Source organism: Methylophaga sp. (assembly GCF_048266885.1).
Lineage (GTDB): Bacteria > Pseudomonadota > Gammaproteobacteria > Nitrosococcales > Methylophagaceae > Methylophaga.
Genome location: NZ_JBLWYR010000018.1, coordinates 46,154 through 63,612 on the forward strand (window position 1 = coordinate 46,154; position 17,459 = coordinate 63,612).

Annotated in this window: 18 protein-coding genes; 2 read left to right on the plus strand and 16 right to left on the minus strand. The window is 43.6% G+C overall.

Annotated elements, in window-relative coordinates; translation table 11 throughout:
- Window positions 1–39: 39 nt before the first annotated feature.
- The 7 genes from rnhB to glyA all read right to left on the minus strand — a co-directional run bounded on the left by rnhB (window position 40) and on the right by glyA (window position 6,432).
- Window positions 40–612 (minus strand): ribonuclease HII, encoded by a 573-nt coding sequence (gene rnhB, locus ACN0V2_RS10050; RefSeq protein ID WP_417550680.1) that lies wholly within the window; start codon window positions 610–612, stop codon window positions 40–42.
- Window positions 609–1,745 (minus strand): lipid-A-disaccharide synthase, encoded by a 1,137-nt coding sequence (gene lpxB / locus ACN0V2_RS10055; RefSeq protein WP_417550681.1) that lies wholly within the window; start codon window positions 1,743–1,745, stop codon window positions 609–611. Before lpxB ends, rnhB begins: the two co-directional genes overlap by 4 nt.
- A gap of 9 nt (window positions 1,746–1,754) precedes the next feature.
- On the minus strand, window positions 1,755–2,861 hold the full coding sequence (ribBA, locus tag ACN0V2_RS10060) for a bifunctional 3,4-dihydroxy-2-butanone-4-phosphate synthase/GTP cyclohydrolase II (RefSeq protein ID WP_417550682.1): 1,107 nt from the start codon (window positions 2,859–2,861) through the stop codon (window positions 1,755–1,757).
- Window positions 2,861–3,502, minus strand: a complete 642-nt coding sequence (locus tag ACN0V2_RS10065; protein ID WP_417550683.1) for a riboflavin synthase — start codon at window positions 3,500–3,502, stop codon at window positions 2,861–2,863. The genes ribBA and ACN0V2_RS10065 overlap by 1 nt, the downstream gene beginning before the upstream one ends.
- 3 nt (window positions 3,503–3,505) lie before the next feature.
- Window positions 3,506–4,603: a bifunctional diaminohydroxyphosphoribosylaminopyrimidine deaminase/5-amino-6-(5-phosphoribosylamino)uracil reductase RibD gene (gene ribD, locus ACN0V2_RS10070; protein ID WP_417550684.1), complete on the minus strand. Its 1,098-nt coding sequence runs from the start codon at window positions 4,601–4,603 to the stop codon at window positions 3,506–3,508.
- An 87-nt stretch (window positions 4,604–4,690) separates the two neighbouring features.
- Complete coding sequence (gene nrdR, locus ACN0V2_RS10075) at window positions 4,691–5,164, minus strand: transcriptional regulator NrdR (RefSeq protein ID WP_292357693.1); 474 nt, start codon at window positions 5,162–5,164, stop codon at window positions 4,691–4,693.
- Window positions 5,165–5,178: 14 nt separating this feature from the next.
- Window positions 5,179–6,432: a serine hydroxymethyltransferase gene (glyA, locus tag ACN0V2_RS10080; protein WP_417550685.1), complete on the minus strand. Its 1,254-nt coding sequence runs from the start codon at window positions 6,430–6,432 to the stop codon at window positions 5,179–5,181.
- A 105-nt stretch (window positions 6,433–6,537) separates the two neighbouring features.
- Between glyA and ACN0V2_RS10085 the strand changes: the two genes are divergently transcribed.
- The gene (locus tag ACN0V2_RS10085) at window positions 6,538–7,401 is read left to right on the plus strand and encodes an NAD(P)-dependent oxidoreductase (RefSeq protein WP_417550686.1); all 864 of its coding nucleotides are present in this window, start codon (window positions 6,538–6,540) and stop codon (window positions 7,399–7,401) included.
- Window positions 7,402–7,459: 58 nt separating this feature from the next.
- Here the strand turns inward: ACN0V2_RS10085 and ACN0V2_RS10090 are convergent, their stop codons facing one another.
- The 9 genes from ACN0V2_RS10090 to rho all read right to left on the minus strand — a co-directional run bounded on the left by ACN0V2_RS10090 (window position 7,460) and on the right by rho (window position 15,999).
- A complete protein-coding gene (locus ACN0V2_RS10090) occupies window positions 7,460–8,755 on the minus strand; it encodes an adenylosuccinate synthase (protein WP_417550687.1) in 1,296 nt (431 codons plus the stop codon).
- Window positions 8,748–9,938 carry an ATP phosphoribosyltransferase regulatory subunit gene (locus ACN0V2_RS10095; RefSeq protein WP_417550688.1) on the minus strand — a complete coding sequence of 397 codons (1,191 nt, stop codon included), beginning with the start codon at window positions 9,936–9,938 and terminating at the stop codon, window positions 8,748–8,750. The genes ACN0V2_RS10090 and ACN0V2_RS10095 overlap by 8 nt, the downstream gene beginning before the upstream one ends.
- A gap of 5 nt (window positions 9,939–9,943) precedes the next feature.
- Entirely contained in the window at window positions 9,944–10,141 is a 198-nt protein-coding gene (locus ACN0V2_RS10100; RefSeq protein ID WP_417550689.1) for a DUF2065 domain-containing protein, read from the minus strand.
- Window positions 10,141–11,010: a protease modulator HflC gene (gene hflC / locus ACN0V2_RS10105; RefSeq protein ID WP_417550690.1), complete on the minus strand. Its 870-nt coding sequence runs from the start codon at window positions 11,008–11,010 to the stop codon at window positions 10,141–10,143. Before hflC ends, ACN0V2_RS10100 begins: the two co-directional genes overlap by 1 nt.
- Before the next feature lie 2 nt (window positions 11,011–11,012).
- Window positions 11,013–12,221, minus strand: coding sequence for an FtsH protease activity modulator HflK (gene hflK, locus ACN0V2_RS10110; protein ID WP_417550691.1), 1,209 nt, complete (start codon window positions 12,219–12,221; stop codon window positions 11,013–11,015).
- Window positions 12,222–12,315: 94 nt separating this feature from the next.
- Window positions 12,316–13,461, minus strand: a complete 1,146-nt coding sequence (hflX, locus tag ACN0V2_RS10115; RefSeq protein ID WP_417550692.1) for a ribosome rescue GTPase HflX — start codon at window positions 13,459–13,461, stop codon at window positions 12,316–12,318.
- 13 nt (window positions 13,462–13,474) lie between these two features.
- Entirely contained in the window at window positions 13,475–13,699 is a 225-nt protein-coding gene (gene hfq / locus ACN0V2_RS10120) for an RNA chaperone Hfq (protein ID WP_069296001.1), read from the minus strand.
- A 74-nt stretch (window positions 13,700–13,773) separates the two neighbouring features.
- On the minus strand, window positions 13,774–14,691 hold the full coding sequence (gene miaA, locus ACN0V2_RS10125; protein WP_417550695.1) for a tRNA (adenosine(37)-N6)-dimethylallyltransferase MiaA: 918 nt from the start codon (window positions 14,689–14,691) through the stop codon (window positions 13,774–13,776).
- 48 nt (window positions 14,692–14,739) lie between these two features.
- Window positions 14,740–15,999 carry a transcription termination factor Rho gene (rho, locus tag ACN0V2_RS10130; RefSeq protein ID WP_417550693.1) on the minus strand — a complete coding sequence of 420 codons (1,260 nt, stop codon included), beginning with the start codon at window positions 15,997–15,999 and terminating at the stop codon, window positions 14,740–14,742.
- Window positions 16,000–16,248: 249 nt separating this feature from the next.
- Between rho and ACN0V2_RS10135 the strand changes: the two genes are divergently transcribed.
- Complete coding sequence (locus ACN0V2_RS10135) at window positions 16,249–16,809, plus strand: Slp family lipoprotein (RefSeq protein WP_417550694.1); 561 nt, start codon at window positions 16,249–16,251, stop codon at window positions 16,807–16,809.
- The last annotated feature ends 650 nt before the right edge of the window (window positions 16,810–17,459 follow it).

Consider the following 17,459-nt stretch of genomic DNA (forward strand, 5'->3'; position numbering starts at 1 on the left):
ATACCATGCTTGTAAACGTTATCTGGAAAATGCATCAATTTATCTCAACGCTCGGCGTACAGGAGCAAATGAACGACGGTGGATGGGAGATGGCCCGAGTTCAAGCAAAGCCTGTTGATGCTGTACCGTTGGATAGCCTTTATGTTTTGCAAGTCCATAGCCAGGATAAAGTTCATCTAAAACTAGCATCTCACGGTCTCTGGCAACCTTGGCCAATATCGAAGCTGCCGCAATGGCCGGCTCAGTTAAATCGCCTTTAATAATGGTCGTGACCTTACAGTTCAAATTCGGTGCATGCGTACCGTCAACTAGTGCATGCTCAATTTCGAAAGGCAAAGCAGCCACTGCCCGTTGCATCGCCAGTAAACTGGCTTGCAGAATATTTAACTGATCAATCTCTTCCACCTCTGCCCGGCCAAGTGCCCAGGCATACGCATATTGCTCAATCAACGGTACTAATTGTTCGCGACGCTTTTCACTGAGCTTTTTGGAATCGGTTAACCCGTGAATTGGTTTGCTTGGATCTAAGACAACTGCAGCCGTAACAACTGGACCAGCTAAAGGACCTCTTCCAACTTCATCTATGCCGGCAATTAATGCGATTATGCTCATTCGGAAACAAGTCTCAGTATAAGCTCAGCCGCATTGTCAGCCCCGCCACTCGGTCCAAGTGCATCACGTACTTGCTGTCGAATTTTTTCTGCCTGTTCTTGCCTATGGGGATGGGTTAACAAATCCATTAATTGCTGTTCTAATCGAACCGCCGTGACTTCATCTTGTAGTAATTCTTTAATGACGGGCTGTTGAGTCACTATATTACACAATCCTACATACGGAATTTTCACTAAACGTTTCAGTATCCGATAGCTCCATGGAGACACCCGATAAGCAATAAAATGTGGCACACCTATCAATGCAATTTCCAAGGTCACGGTACCCGAAGCCGCCACTACGGCGTCACAAGCTTTTATGACCTCGTAAAAATCGTCTTTAATAATACTGATGCGTAAAACTGATCCGGCTGAAAATTGTTGCAGGTATTCTTCATTAATTCCTGGGGCTTGGGGAATCACTACCTGAATCGGAAAATGTCGTGTTTCAATTCGTTCCGCCGCATCCAACATTATCGGTAGTAAGGCTGAAATTTCACTGCGGCGACTGCCAGGAAACAAGCCAATAACCCGAATATCTTTATCTAAAGAAAATTTTTCACGTGCAGCAGACTGAGAAAGTTCACTATAAACTGCATCAACCAACGGATGTCCTACACAAGTAACCGCAACACCTGCGTTTTCGTATATCTCCTGTTCAAATGGAAATAACACGGCCATATGGTCTACATCACGTTTAATTTGTTCAATACGCCCCGCTCGCCAAGCCCAGATTTTCGGGCTAATGTAATACAAAACTTTAATACCGAGTTTCTTGGCTTGTTTAGCCAGTTTTAGATTGAAGCCCGGATAATCCACCAAAATCAGCAAATCAGGTGGCTGACGGCGTAATTCGGCGACGACCTGATTAAAAATGGCTTTAATTTTGGGGTAGCGTTTGATGACTTCCACTAAGCCCATCACCGCAAGTTCAGCAAAATCGATACTGATATCGGCGCCAGCTGCCCGCATTTTTTCACCACCGATACCGGTGATATAAATCGCTGGCTGTTGTTTTTTTAAAGCACTGACAAGGCGAGCCGCATGTGCTTCGCCCGATGCTTCACCCGCCACAATATAAATATGCTTATTCACCGGTTATATTCAATCTTCTAAGTAGCCGGTTAATTCCAAACCAAAACCCGAAACACCCGTCAGTTTAGTCGGCGTACCTATCACCCGCATTTTGCGAACACCGAGATCCGCTAAAATTTGTGCGCCGACGCCGAAGGTTCTTAAATCCCAACTCGCTTTGAATGGCGCGGCTTCACCTTGATCTTGCTGTTGGTAACGAGCAATTTTTGCCGCCAGTTGCTTATTTTGTTCAGGTTGCCGCAAGACCACTAACACACCTTTGCCAGCCTGTTGAATTCGGCGCATCACATCCGGCAAAGGCCAATGTGTCGGTTCACGTTTTGAGGCCAATAAATCACCTAAAGGATCGGCCATATGTACCCGCACCAATGTTTCCTGCTCGGCATCGATATCACCAAACACCAATGCCAAATGGGTTTGGCCGTTTACATCATCTTGATAGCTGTGCAAAGTGAAATCACCATATTCTGTCGGAAAGTCACATGTCGACATGGCTTTAATGGTCATTTCATTTTGCAGGCGGTAGCTGATTAAATCTGCGATCGTGCCGATTTTAAGCTGATGCGTTTCGGCAAACTTTTCCAGATCTGGACGGCGGGCCATGGTGCCATCATCATTGAGGATCTCAACAATGACTGCTGCAGGGGTGCACCCTGCTAGATAAGCCAAGTCACAACCCGCTTCTGTATGCCCAGCACGCGTTAACACGCCACCAGGTTGGGCTTTTAACGGAAAGATATGCCCGGGCTGAACCAGATCTTCTGGTTTAGCTTGTACAGCTACGGCTTTCTGAATGGTTAATGCTCTATCCGCTGCGGAGATACCGGTTGTTACCCCTTCAGCAGCTTCTATTGAAACAGTGAAATTGGTGGCATAAGGCGTTTGATTATCGGTCACCATTAAAGGTAGACGTAACTGACGGCAACGATCTTCTGTTAATGTCAGGCATATCAGTCCGCGACCGAATTTAGCCATAAAGTTAACCGCTTCAGCAGTAACCTTATCGGCGGCCATCACTAAATCACCTTCATTCTCACGATCTTCATCATCCATGATGATGACCATTTTGCCTTGTTTTAGATCATCAATGATCTCTTGAGTACTATTGATTTGCATTAACGGATATAACCATGTTGTGTAAGAAAGTCCCGGCTGATGTTAGAGCCGGTCTGAGGCAGTAAACGCTCCAGATAGCGGGCAATCAAATCTACTTCCAGATTGACCTTGGTGCCGGTTTGATAATGTTTGATAATGGTTTCTTCAAGGGTATGCGGAATGATATTGATATCAAATCCACCCTCAAAAACACCATTGACTGTAAGACTGACTCCATCAATGGTAATTGAACCTTTTTCTGCAATATAACGCTCCAGTTCTGCCGGAACTTTTATCTTATATTGCCAAGAACGAGCCGAAGCCGTTTTACTGATCACTTCACCCAAACCATCAACATGGCCGCTCACCATATGACCACCTAATCGATCCCCAACGGCAAGGGCTTTCTCAAGATTGGCTTCACTACCGGTTTTTAATTGTCCCAGACTGGTTCGCTGTAATGTTTCCTGAGACACATCAAACTGTAAGCTTTTAGCTGCCATTTCCACCACAGTCAAACACACACCATTTACCGCGATGCTATCACCCAGCTTGACGTCATTAAGATCCAACTTCGCAGTGTCAATATGCAAGCGGATATCACCACCAACTGATTGCAAAGATTTAAGCTGACCTACAGCCGCAATAATACCTGTGAACATGAATTAAAAAGCCTCGTTATATTGGGGTTTAGCGGTAATCCGCCAGTCATTGCCAACGGCGCGAATATCGATGATATTAAGTTGAATATTCTGAGCCATGCGCTCCATGCCTGGGAGGTGGAAAACGGCTCTAGCGGAATCCCCCATCAGTTTCGGTGCAACATAAAAAATCATTTCATCAATTAATTGTGAGCGTAATAATGCGCCGTTTAATACCGCGCCAGCTTCAACCATAACTTCATTAATTTCACGCTTGGCTAATACCGATAACATGCCAGTTAAATCGACCTGATTATTTGGTGCAGGCAATACAATGGTTTCAACATCATCACGCACCATGCGATCACAGGCAGTAAACAGCAACACTTTTTCATCATTGAGGATTTGTGCATTGACAGGCATCCGAAGCTCGCTGTCTACGATGACTTTTAGCGGTTGGCGTATCGCCTCTCCTTGCGGATACCATTCAGCAACATGGCGAACATTTAACAAAGGATCATCCGCGATAATGGTGCCCACACCGGTGAGTATCGCTGAGCTACGAGCTCGAAGTTTTTGTACATCAGCGCGTGCTTCTGTACCCGTTATCCATTTGCTCTCGCCTGATGCCATGGCTGTGCGACCATCAAGACTCATGGCCATTTTACTTCGCACATAGGGTCTGCCGATACGCATACGTTGAATAAAACCAGGATTTAATTGTTCTGCTTGAGCTGCCAATATGCCTTGATGAACTTCAATGCCCGCTTGTTCAATACGCTGAATACCAGTACCCGAAACGACTGGATTGGGATCGGTCATTGCCACAAATAAACGTTTAATTCCCGATCGGATCAATGCATCAGCACAAGGCGGAGTGCGACCAAAATGACTACAAGGTTCAAGTGTTACATAACAATCTGCGCCTTCTGCATCATGTCCGGCATCATGCAGAGCATTTATTTCGGCATGCGCTTCTCCGGCACGGTGATGCCAGCCCTGGCCAATGATCTGATCATTTTTGACAATGACACAACCCACCCGCGGATTAGGATCGGCGGTATATAAGCCTTTCCAAGCCAGTTGAATTGCTTGGGCCATGTATTGTTCGTGTTGGCTCATTGGGGTTGCCTCCACAGATGATCTTTTACATTGATTGTAATCGCATTCGAATGATGCGTTTGCATAAACTTAGGCTGATAGCGAGATTCAGCTGTCTTTATCAGATAAAGCACGATTTTCCATACGCTCGATTTCTTCTCGAAATGCATTCACATCCTGAAAACTTCGATACACTGATGCAAATCTGACATAAGCCACTTCATCAAGCTCACGCAATGCATCCATTACCCAGTCACCCACCAGACGACTCTGCACTTCTCTTTCGCCCGTCGCCCATAAGCGCCGAGTAATGGTTTTTACTGCATTATCAATGGCATCAATACTGACCGGGCGTTTTTCCAAAGCCCGCATAATGCCAGCACGTAATTTATTTTCATCAAATGCTTCACGAGTAGCGTCACGCTTGATCAACCGAGGCAAACTCAGCTCAGCCGTTTCATACGTAGTAAAACGTTCATTACATTCCTGACACATGCGACGACGTCGAATCGCGTCTCCCTCGGAAGAAAGACGCGAATCGACGACTTTTGAATCTTCAGCTCCGCAAAACGGGCAGCGCATCAGTCAGCACAAACTTATGAGTAAACTGGCAATCGTTTGCATATAGTCGTTACTTTGTCACGAATAGCTGCAATTACTTTCTCATCGCCATGGCTATCAATGACATCACACATCCAGCCGGCCAGATCAGTGCAATCCTGCTCGCTGAAACCGCGAGTGGTAACCGCCGGTGTTCCGACACGAATACCAGAGGTAACGAATGGTGATTGTGGATCATTAGGAACGGCATTTTTATTGACCGTAATATGTGCATTACCCAACCATGCATCGACTTCTTTACCGGTCAGACCGGCTTCAATAAAGCTGACCAGGAAAAGATGATCATCAGTTCCTTTCGAAACCACATCATAGCCACGAGCCATAAACACTTTGGCCATGGCTTGGGCATTCTTAACAACTTGCTGTTGATAGGTTTTAAACTCTGGCAACATTGCTTCCTTGAAAGCAACCGCTTTCGCCGCAATGACGTGCATTAACGGACCACCCTGGAAACCAGGGAAGACAGCGGAGTTCAATTTTTTCTCAATCTCGGGATTAGATTTGGCCAGAATCAGACCACCACGCGGGCCTCTTAATGTTTTGTGAGTCGTAGTGGTCGTTACATCAGCGATTTGTACTGGATTTGGATAAAGCCCTGCAGCTACCAAACCGGCAACGTGTGCCATATCGACCAACAGATAAGCGCCAACAGAATCCGCGATATCACGGAATTTTTGCCAATCGATAATACGTGAGTAAGCCGAGAAACCGGCAACGATCATTTTTGGCTGATGTTCTTTGGCTAGTTTTTCAACTTCGTTGTAATCAATCTCACCGGAATCACTGCTAATGCCATAAGCAACAGAATTATAGATTTTTCCGGATGCGCTGACTTTGGCACCATGAGTTAGATGGCCACCGTGTGCCAGACTCATGCCTAGAATCATATCGCCAGGTTGCAATAAAGCCAGATAAACCGCAGCATTGGCTTGTGAACCGGAATGTGGTTGCACGTTAGCGTAATCCGCACCGAACAAAGCTTTAGCACGTTCAATGGCTAAATCTTCAGCAGTATCAACGTGTTCACAACCGCCATAATAACGTTTGCCGGGATAACCTTCTGCATATTTGTTGGTTAACAATGAGCCCTGAGCTTCCATCACCCGTGGGCTGGTATAGTTCTCAGAAGCGATTAATTCGATATGATCTTCCTGACGTTGTTCTTCAGCAGAAATTGCTTGAAATAACTCGTCATCAAAATCAGCGATGCTCATGTTTTTTTTGTACACAGTTTTCCCCTGTAGCGGCTGTAAATGCCCGCATATTGTATCCCACAACGCACGTAGCATCTATGTAAGAATAGTTTTTTTAGTTACACAAATTTAGGAGTCATTATGAAAATAGCCATTCTTGGCGGTGGCCTGATGGGCAATGCTCTGGCAGAACACCTTCTCAGCGAGAAATGTGAGTTAAGTATCTATAATCGAAGTATTGAAAAGATTGCAGATCTAAGCACTCATGGTGCCCGAATTTGCGAAACTGCCAGCGAAGCTGTTGAGCAAAGTGAAATGGTTATCTTGCTGTTAAGCGATGCCGAGGCGATTGCAACCGTACTGGACAGTGTCAGTCCCGGTGCCTTTTCGGATAAGTTATTTATCCAGATGGGCACGATTGCTCCGGAGCAATCTCAGCATCTTGAAAACCAGCTGAACAGTGTTGATGCTAAATATCTTGAATGTCCAGTGCTAGGCAGTTTACCTGAAGCCCGGAGTGGTACATTAATTCTTATGGCGGCGGGTTTGGAAGAGAATTATCGTCAGGCACTTCCGTTGTTGAAAATGATTGGAGAAACACCTCGCTACATCGGTGAAACTGGCCAGGGGGCGGCGGTTAAATTAGCTATGAATCAGTTAATCGCCGGTCTTACTGCAACATTTTCATTAAGTCTTGCATTAATCGAGGAATCTCAGATTGATGTTGATCTATTTATGCAGATTTTGCGTGAAAGTGCTCTATACGCACCAACCTTTGATAAAAAATTAGATCGCATGCGCGATCGAAACTTCAGCGATCCGAATTTCCCGACTAAACATCTAGCTAAAGACACTAGACTATTCCTGGAGGTCGGTGAAAAACTGCGACTTGATACCACAGCACTTGAAGGTATAAGTCGATTGTTAGATAAAGCTGTAGCAATGGGCATGGAAAATACCGACTATTCGGCACTCTATGCCGCGATTTCTCCTGATAGAAAATAATGCCACAAACAAAAACGCCCTCAAAAAGAGGGCGTTTTGAAATAATTTTCAGTCGATATTACAAACTGAATAAATCCCGACGAATAATGGTTTCGCAACGATCTGGACCTGTGGAAATAATATCAATCGGCACGCCAGCCAATTCCTGGATTTTGTCGATGTAGTTGCGTGCATTCTCCGGTAATGCATCAAAGTCTGTAATACCTATGGTCGCTTCCTGCCAGCCTGGCATATCAATATACACCGGCTCACATCCGTCAAATTCATCCGCACTTAAAGGCAGAACCGTTACATCTTCACCATTACGTTTATAACCAACGCATAGACGAATAGTTTCCAGCCCATCCAGCACATCCAGTTTGGTTAAACATAAGCCAGTAATACTGTTGATCCAACTGGCGCGATTTAATGCCACCATATCCAGCCAACCACACCGGCGATCACGCCCGGTAGTAGAACCTTTTTCGTGACCTTTTACCGATAAATGTTTACCGATGTCACAGCTTAATTCTGATGGAAATGGACCTGCGCCAACACGTGTGGCGTAAGCTTTGGTAATGCCTAATACGTAATCAATATGGCATGGCCCGACGCCAGCACCTGTCGCACTGCCGCCTGCGGTGGTATTCGATGATGTCACGTATGGATAAGTACCGTGATCGATATCCAGTAAAGCGCCTTGAGCACCTTCAAACATGACACGATCACCATTGAGGTAATATTGTTGCAGCATAGCCGGAATATCAGCAATCATCGGAAGCAACACATCACGCATAGCTAATGTTTCATCACGTACTTGTTCAAAACTGACTGGCGCCGCCTGATAATAGTTGATTAATGCAAAGTTATGGAAATTGACTACTTCACGTAGTTTTTCGACAAATTTTTGTTCATTAGTCAGATCGCCAAGACGCAAACCACGACGAGCTACTTTGTCTTCATAGGCCGGGCCAATGCCCCGACCAGTTGTTCCAATCGCATCTTTACCACGACGTGATTCTCTGGCGACATCCAATGCCACGTGGTAAGGCAAAATTAACGGACAGGCTGCACTGATTTTCAGACGCTGGCGAACTGGAATACCATTCGCTTCCAATTCGTTCATTTCTTTAATTAATGCTTCCGGTGATAGCACTACACCATTACCGATCAGACATTGAACATGTTCACGCAAAATGCCAGAAGGAATGAGGTGCAAAATGGTCTTTTTACCCTCAATTACCAGAGTGTGGCCTGCATTATGTCCGCCTTGAAAACGCACTACAGCGGAAACGCTGTCAGTCAGCAAATCTACTACTTTGCCTTTGCCTTCATCACCCCATTGAGAACCGATTACTACAATATTTTTAGCCACGCGTGTTATTTCCTGTCTCGACCACTTGCCAGCGGTCATCTTGTTGAATCAATGTTTTTTCGCTTTGAGCTGTACTGCCAGGCAAAGTAAACATCACTATTTCACCTTGCTCACGTAAGCTTTCGACCATCTCTAGCTGAATTGGATCCGATGACCAGCTTGCGCTAATCACTTGGCGCTTTTCAGTGGGTTTGGGAAAGCTGGTGACTAACTTTTTTAAATCCAGACTAAAACCCGTGGCGGGTTGAGCATGACCAAAATCTTGCCCGATATCATCATATCTGCCACCCAGGGCGATCGCTTGTGCTGAGCTAGATTGGTAAGCCGCGAAAACCACGCCTGTATGATAATGATAGCCGCGAAGCTCTGCCAAATCGAAATTTAATTGGATACCGGATAATCGTTGTTGCGACATCTCCGCCAATACATTTAATGTATCTAAAGCGTTTAACACCGCTTTTGGTGCGTCCTTTAATATCTGTTTGGCTTTATCCAAAACGCTGACATCACCATTAAGTTCAGACAAAGCTGCCAACATTTTGCTTGCCGGTTCAGCAATAGCATAACGGCTTAACAAACTTTCGATTTCCGGTAGGGCTTTACGCTGCATTGCCGAAAAAAGTGCTTGTTCCTGTTCTTCATCCAGTTCAGCAAAGTCTGCTAGTCCACGATAAATGCCAACATGACCAATATCTAAAGAAATAGGTCCAGCGACACCGCTGTTAACCAACAATTCGATCATCAGCTGGATGCTTTCCATATCACTTTCCGGACCAGCATGTCCGTAAATTTCAGCACCTAATTGAATGGGATTTCTTGAACTGGCCTGACCAGCAGGTAACGTATGCAATACGCTACCGATATAACACAGGCGTAAAACATCTGAGTTGTCGCGTAGGCGGTGTGCTGCAATTCTGGCTACTTGAGGCGTCATATCAGCACGAATGCCAAGCAAACGACCGGATAATTGATCAATCAGTTTAAAGGTTTGCAGATCAAGTGTTTTTGCCGTTCCTGTTAACAAGGAGTCCAAGTACTCGACCAAGGGTGGGACAACAAGTTGATATCCCCAGCTTTGCATGCGATCAACCAACTGCCGATGCATTCTTTCCAGCTGCGCAGCCTCTTCCGGCATTAATTCATCAATGCCCTCAGGGAGCAACCAACTCTCTTTTAATGTCATGTAAATTAATTAACCCAATATAAAATCAGCAAGCCTGCCACCATGCTGAGCAATCCCGTTGTACGTAATTGTTGGTCAGTCATAGTGGCAACTTGCAGTAAGGCCCGCCTTAATGCTGTGGGATTAATAAAAGGCAAAATCCCCTCAATAATCAGCATTAATGCAGTGGCGAGCCATAGGCTGTGGATCAGAGACTCACTCACTAGTCCAGTGTATTCAAGTCACTAAAACTGCTGAAAAAGTCACCTTTGGGCTCAATAACTAGCAAATCATCACCTTGGAAAATATGCTTATATGCCCCTAAACGTCGGTAGAACGAGTAAAAAGATTCGTTTTGACCATATGCATCTGCGTATATTTGAGTTGCAGAAGCATCGCCTTCACCTCGAAGCATTTCAGACTGACGATTAGCCTCAGCCAAAATGACAGTTCTTTGTCTATCAGCATCTGAACGAATTTTTTCAGCTTCTTCTGCACCGCGTGACCGTAAATCTTTAGCAACACGTTCACGTTCAGCTTCCATACGGGTGTAGACCGATGAACTTACTTCTGTAGGTAAGTCGATACGTTTAATACGCACGTTGACGACTTCTATACCAAACTCATTAGCAATACGGTTCGCTTCGTCCATCAGTCCACTTACCATTACTGAACGTTCACCGGAAACAACTTCCTGGATAGTGCGACGACCAAACTCAGCTCGCAATCCGTCTTTTACAATTTGTGATAAACGTAGCTTGGCGCTTTCTTCGTCACCACCCATTGAAGTGAAATAATCAGCGACATTTGACACACGCCACAGAATGAATGAATCGACGATAACGTTCTTTTTTTCACCTGTCAGATAACGAGCTGGTGTTGCATCAAGACTCAGAATGCGACCATCAAAGCGACGAACTTCATTTACAAATGGAATTTTAAAATGTATGCCCGGTTCAAAATCTGCATGCTCAATTTGACCTAAACGTAGCAATATCACGCGTTCACGTTCATCGACAAAAAAGATGGTTGAACTTAGCGTAATTAATGCAAGTACAACAATAAAAATAATTGCAGTAAATCTAGAACTCATGATTAACGTCCTCCCCGGCTACGTGCACCATCTTGTGTCGATGTGTTCGTTGTTGATTGGGGGTTATTTGTAGTCGGATAATTCAAATTATTTAAATCAACCCGCGGGGCGCTATTACTGCTACCACGCATTTTATCCAGTGGTAAATACAACACGTTGTTGCCACCGCTATCTACGTCAACCATTACTTTTTGGCTACGACTATAAACGGATTCCATTGCATCAATATAAAGTCGTTCTTGAGTGATTAAAGGTGCTTTTTCATATTCGGTCATAACTTGTACAAAGCGACTTGCCTCACCATTAGCTTTGGCAACCACTTGACTTTTATAAGCTTCGGCTTCTTGAATGACCCGGAATGCCTGACCACGCGCACGAGGGATAATATCGTTTGAATAGGCTTCCGCTTCGTTTTTTGCTCTGACTTCATCTTCACGTGCTTTTACAACATCCGCGAACGCTGACTGAACCTGTTCAGGCGGTTGTACATCCTGCATGCTCACACTGGTTACGGTTAAGCCTGTTGCATGAGCATCTAACATGGCTTGCAAGCGTTGCTCAGTTCGTGTGGCAACTTCACTACGACCTTCTGTTAATACAAAGTCCATCGTGGATTGACCAACAACTTCACGCACAGCACTTTCCATCATTTGACGAAGAATGGTGTCTGGAGTACGAACGTTAAACAAATATTGGGCAGCATCATTGATTCGGTACTGGCCGGCAATTTTTAAATCAACGATATTTTCGTCATTCGTCAACATTAGAGATTCAGACAAAACGTTGCTTTCAGGTCTACCACCACTTGAACGATAACCAATTTCAACAGATCGTATTTTGGCTACATCAACTACTTCGACTTTGTCGATAGGGTAAGGAAAATGCCAATGAGGGCCAGGCATTGAGGTATGGCTATATTGGCCAAAACGCAATACAACACCTCGCTCTGCGGGTTCTACAATATAAATTCCGGAAAGCAGCCACACCAATAAAATAATGGCAGCAATTAATCCTGCTCCGATTGAACCAGATTTACTTCCACCTTCTGGCGGTGGTGTATTGTTATTACCGCCACTTTTTCCGCCGAACATTCCAGCGAATTTACGTTGCAGATTTTTTACTACTTCATCAAGATCGGGGGGGCCATCATTACTGCCACCACGCTTACCCCATGGGTCTTTATCACCACTACCGGGTTCGTTCCAAGCCATGTACCGCTCCAAAATTTAAATTAAGATTTTCAATGTGGGATCCGAATGAATCTATTTTACGGACATGGGTGCCGATAGCAACCAAAAGTCCGCTTTAATTGACTGATTCAATCGCTGAGAGTTGCTCAGGGAAATATTCTTGTAATGCAAGTCTTAGAAGATCCAAGCCTTCACCAGTATGTGCAGAAAGCCAGATACGGCGAATTTTTCCTTGCTGATCTCTTTCCAGTTTTGGCTGAACGTTTTCTAAGCGGTCAATTTTATTGTAAATAATCAATTGCGGCAGTTCGTCAGCACCTATTTGCTGCAGAACGTCATCAACATGTTTCATCAACTCGTCCCTATCTACTGCAGCGACATCAACTATGTGCAATAAAAGAGATGCGTCACGTGTTTCTTCCAAAGTTGAGCTAAATGACTCGACCAAATCATGAGGCAACTGGCGGATAAATCCGACAGTATCAGCTAAAATTAAAGGTTCGGTATCGGCTATTCTGAATCTGCGTAAAGTAGGGTCTAAGGTGGCGAACAAACGGTCATCAGCATAAACATCTGATGCTGTCATCCTATTGAAAAGGGTAGATTTACCCACATTTGTGTAACCAACTAGCGAAACAACTGGTACCCCTGCTCTCTGACGAGAACGACGGCCTTGATCACGCTGTGAACGTACTTTTTCAAGACGTTTTTTGAGTGATTTAATACGTTGACCCAGCAAACGTCTATCGGTTTCAAGCTGCGTTTCACCAGGGCCACGTAAACCGATACCGCCTTTTTGTCTCTCTAAGTGAGTCCAACCGCGGACTAATCGAGTTGAAAGATGCTGCAACTGTGCTAATTCAACTTGAAGCTTACCTTCATGTGAACGTGCTCTACGGGCAAAAATATCAAGAATCAGACCTGTCCGACCTAGTACACGACATTTTAATCGTTGCTCAAGATTACGTTCCTGACTGGGAGAAAGTTCATGATTGAAAATAACCACTGCAGCATCATTTGCTGCAACTAATTCGGCTATTTCTTCTACTTTACCGGTTCCAGCAAAATACTTTGAATCAGGCCTTTGACGTTTACCGTGAACCACAGCAGAAATATTGGCACCTGTTGAATTAACAAGTTCAAGAAATTCCTGTTGTGTTTCTTCAAAACCCCGATCATTAAAATCGAGATGAACTAAAACAACCGATTCTTGTTCAGAATTTTCTTCAAAAGCAGCATTGCTATCAGGTCTGTCAAACAATCAATAAACTCCCTTATTCTTCTTGGGTTATCTGAACATTTCTAGCCGGTACAATCGTTGAAATGGCATGTTTATAAACCATTTGATTGACTGAGTTTTTCAGCAAAATGACAAATTGATCAAAAGAATCAATCTGACCCTGCAATTTAATACCATTTACTAAATAAATTGAAACTGGAACATTTTCTCGACGTAATGCGTTTAAAAAAGGATCCTGCAAGGATTGGGCTTTAGCCATTGTCGACTCCATCATTGTTATTATTGTTAAACTTCTAAGTTGTTATAAGCATTCTAAAAGGCTGCACAAAATCGTCAAGCATTATCGGATTCTGACAGCACAGAGCGCACGAAACCTAATACTGGCTCCTTAGGCAAATCTTTACCACTATCGAACCAAACACCATCATTTTGAGCTCTCAACCACGTCAATTGGCGTTTTGCCATTTGTCTTGTGGCGATTACCGCTTTATCAATAAAAGTTGATTCATCATACTCGCCACAAAGATAAGACCAAGCCTGTCTATAGCCTACTGCGCGAATAGATGGTAAACCAGGATGTAAATCACCCCGTGCATGTAGTTTTTTAACTTCATCGGTAAACCCTGCTCGCATCATTTTTTGATAACGTTCAGAAATACGTTTGTGCAATATTTTTCTGTCAAAAGGTGCCAAAATTATTTTAATAACACGATATGGCAGCAAAAAATCTGAATGCTCAGTTAATTCAGTGAGTGATTTTCCAGAAATTTCATAAACCTCTAATGCACGCAACAATCTTTGTGGATCGTTAATATGGATGCGTTTTGCAGAAACAGGATCGATTTCACTTAATCGTTGATGTAAATGCGACAAACCAAAGTCATGAAGTTCTTTCTCAAGTTTTGATCTAACCTCAGCATCAGCTTCGGGTAATTCGGCAATTCCATACTGTAAGGTTTTGAAATACAGCATTGTTCCGCCTACTAATAAAGGAATTTTGCCACGCCGGGTGATTTCCGCCATTAGCGCTAGAGCATCTTGCCGGAAGCGTCCGGCAGAATAAGCATCTTTTGGGTCAATAATATCGACAAGGTGGTGAGGGAACTGTTCTAAAGTCTCAGCATCTGGCTTGGCAGTACCAATATCCATCTGTTTATAAATAAGTGCGGAGTCCACACTTATAATTTCTACAGGTAAATTTTGGGCCAAAAATATGGCCAGATCAGTTTTCCCTGCAGCCGTTGGCCCCATCAAAAAAATAGCAGGTGGTGCAGATTGTGCCTGCAACAAACTTATTTTTTAACCTTGTTTCATCGAGTCAAAAAACTCAACATTGGTTTTAGTCGATTTCAAACGATCCATGAGGAATTCCATTGCTTCAATAGGTTCCATTGGAGCCAAAATCTTACGTAAAATCCAAAGTTTCTGAAGGTCTTCTTCGTTTGTCAGCAACTCTTCACGACGCGTGCCCGAACGGGTAACGTTAATTGCAGGATATATCCGACGATCAGCTAATTTGCGTTCAAGTAATACTTCCATATTACCCGTACCTTTAAACTCTTCGAAGATAACTTCATCCATCCGTGAGCCGGTTTCGATCAAAGCAGTCGCGATTATAGTTAAACTGCCACCTTCTTCAATATTTCGGGCAGCGCCAAAGAACCGTTTAGGTCTTTGTAATGCATTAGCATCAACACCACCAGTTAAAACCTTACCGGAAGAAGGTGAGACAGTATTATAAGCTCGAGCCAAACGAGTAATTGAATCTAATAAGATAACAACATCATGTTTGTGTTCAACTAAGCGTTTAGCTTTTTCAATAACCATTTCTGCAACTTGGACGTGGCGAGTTGCAGGTTCATCAAACGTACTAGAAACGACCTCTCCTCGAACTGAACGTTGCATTTCAGTAACTTCTTCCGGACGTTCGTCGATCAACAATACAATCAGGTCACTTTCAGGATAGTTTGAGGCTATTGATTGCGCAATGGCCTGCAAAATCATTGTTTTACCAGACTTCGGTGGTGCGACAACTAAACCACGTTGTCCTTTACCGATTGGTGCAGCTAAATCAATAATTCGTGCTGTTAAATCTTCTGTACTGCCATTACCACGTTCTAAATTAAAACGTTCATTAGCAAAAAGTGGCGTCAAATTTTCAAATGGTACTTTATTACGGGAGTTTTCAGGTTTTTCGTAGTTGATCTCATCAACTTTAACTAGAGCAAAATAACGTTCGCTATCTTTAGGTGGTCGAATTTTCCCTTTAATAGTATCGCCCGTTCTTAAATGAAATCGTCGAATTTGGCTCGGGGAAACATAAATATCATCGGGACCGGCAACATAAGAGTCTTCCGGGGAACGCAAAAAGCCAAACCCATCAGGTAATAACTCTAAAACACCAGTGGTATAGACATCATCGCCTTGTTTAGCGTGTGCTTTAACAAGTGCAAAGATAAGTTCTTGCTTTCGATTGCGGGCGAGGCCCTCAAGATTCATGGAGAGTGCAAGTTCCATTAATTCAGCAGCGGACTGCTTTTTCAGTTCTGTCAGATTCATGTATTACCTAAAATGGGTTTTTATATCAGAATTGCCTTGAATGCGCGCGGAGAACGCGATTGTATGAAGTTTGGGAGATTTGACCAGAAAATTGCCAGCAAGAATATCAGTAATAATTAAAACCGTCCAGCCTTTTTGGGAAAAAACTCCCAAATCAATTTTTTCACTCACTTAATTTTGTTTTTCATGAAACTTATAGTACATCCGTTTTGTTCTAAATAGGTAAAACAATTATCTAGAGGTTTGTAAATGAAGCAGCTGTCTGCGTTTTTTGTGGCAAGTTTATTTCTAATCCAACTCTCGGGTTGCAGTAATATTCCGAAACAAATTAGTTCGGCACCAATTAATGACGTTCAACTTAATGAAGTTCGTAGTCAAATAGCAAAATTTTCAAATCAAGAAGTTCGTTGGGGTGGCGAAGTAGTCAATGTTGAAAACAGTAATGATGTTTCACTTATTCAGATTGTTCAATACCCTTTGAACCATTACGGCAAACCTATTACGAATAAGCCAAGTGAAGGCAGATTCCTCGCTCAAACGACTGAATTTGTCGATCCAATCGTTTACAAAGAAGGAACATTATTAACCTTTACAGGCAATCTTGATGGCGAAGAAATTCGAAAAGTAGACCAAAAAGAATTAGTCATGCCGATTGTTAATGTTTCATCTATGTACAAATGGCAGCCATATCGCCCTGTTCAAAGAGATCCATTCTACGACCCGTTCTACTACAACGGTTTTTATCCCTACCATGGATATTACAATAGATATTGGTATCACCCAAGATTTGGGTACAGATCCTACTATTAAACTCAGCAGTTATTTAGTTTGATGGACAGTATCTCGCTTATGCAATAGCCATTATCGGTACTGTGGGATTCGCCTTGGTCAAGTAAGGTACAAATATAAAAACCCTGACTCATTAGAGATGGTTTGTTTTATTAAAGTCTGTCAGTTATTTACATGAATGTGATGTATGCCGATAACGCAGGGGCGGTTATCTGTGACATGATTTATCAGCAAGATGTCTGTGACTGACGCTTCGCTCATGCAAAAACACTTATCTCCATACGTGGAGTGATCGCTCCTTTCATCCTGCTATCTCGACAGTTGAACATCCCAGCTCATCGTATGCCGTTTTTGCAGGAGCAATCATCGGCCACTCCGTTCAAGTAGGTCACCTTGTCTAAACGATAGATAATAAAAAAGGCCACCCCTGTTAACTTTAGCCTTCTATTTTTGACCTACTTTGATGAGATGCTTCCCTGCATCTCCCCCTTCGGGCGCCTATCGGCGTGCATTATCGCTTATCTCCATGGACGGAGTGTATGCAAAGCAATGTTCCAGACATTGCTTGTCCGGGCGATAATGTCACACATGGGTGTTGCCATGCTCAAGTTAAATCACCACAAGTTTTGAATATAAAAAAAGCCCGGCGCTTTCGCGTCGGGCTTGTTTTA

Coding starts and splice junctions, on each gene's coding strand:
- rnhB (WP_417550680.1), bottom strand. CDS start 612: ATGAGCATAATCGCATTAATTGCCGGCATAGATGAAGTTGGAAGAGGT.
- ribBA (WP_417550682.1), bottom strand. CDS start 2,861: ATGCAAATCAATAGTACTCAAGAGATCATTGATGATCTAAAACAAGGC.
- ACN0V2_RS10065 (WP_417550683.1), bottom strand. CDS start 3,502: ATGTTCACAGGTATTATTGCGGCTGTAGGTCAGCTTAAATCTTTGCAA.
- ribD (WP_417550684.1), bottom strand. CDS start 4,603: ATGAGCCAACACGAACAATACATGGCCCAAGCAATTCAACTGGCTTGG.
- nrdR (WP_292357693.1), bottom strand. CDS start 5,164: ATGCGCTGCCCGTTTTGCGGAGCTGAAGATTCAAAAGTCGTCGATTCG.
- ACN0V2_RS10085 (WP_417550686.1), top strand. CDS start 6,538: ATGAAAATAGCCATTCTTGGCGGTGGCCTGATGGGCAATGCTCTGGCA.
- ACN0V2_RS10095 (WP_417550688.1), bottom strand. CDS start 9,938: ATGACATTAAAAGAGAGTTGGTTGCTCCCTGAGGGCATTGATGAATTA.
- hflC (WP_417550690.1), bottom strand. CDS start 11,010: ATGAGTTCTAGATTTACTGCAATTATTTTTATTGTTGTACTTGCATTA.
- hflK (WP_417550691.1), bottom strand. CDS start 12,221: ATGGCTTGGAACGAACCCGGTAGTGGTGATAAAGACCCATGGGGTAAG.
- hfq (WP_069296001.1), bottom strand. CDS start 13,699: ATGGCTAAAGCCCAATCCTTGCAGGATCCTTTTTTAAACGCATTACGT.
- miaA (WP_417550695.1), bottom strand. CDS start 14,691: ATGGGGCCAACGGCTGCAGGGAAAACTGATCTGGCCATATTTTTGGCC.
- rho (WP_417550693.1), bottom strand. CDS start 15,999: ATGAATCTGACAGAACTGAAAAAGCAGTCCGCTGCTGAATTAATGGAA.
- ACN0V2_RS10135 (WP_417550694.1), top strand. CDS start 16,249: ATGAAGCAGCTGTCTGCGTTTTTTGTGGCAAGTTTATTTCTAATCCAA.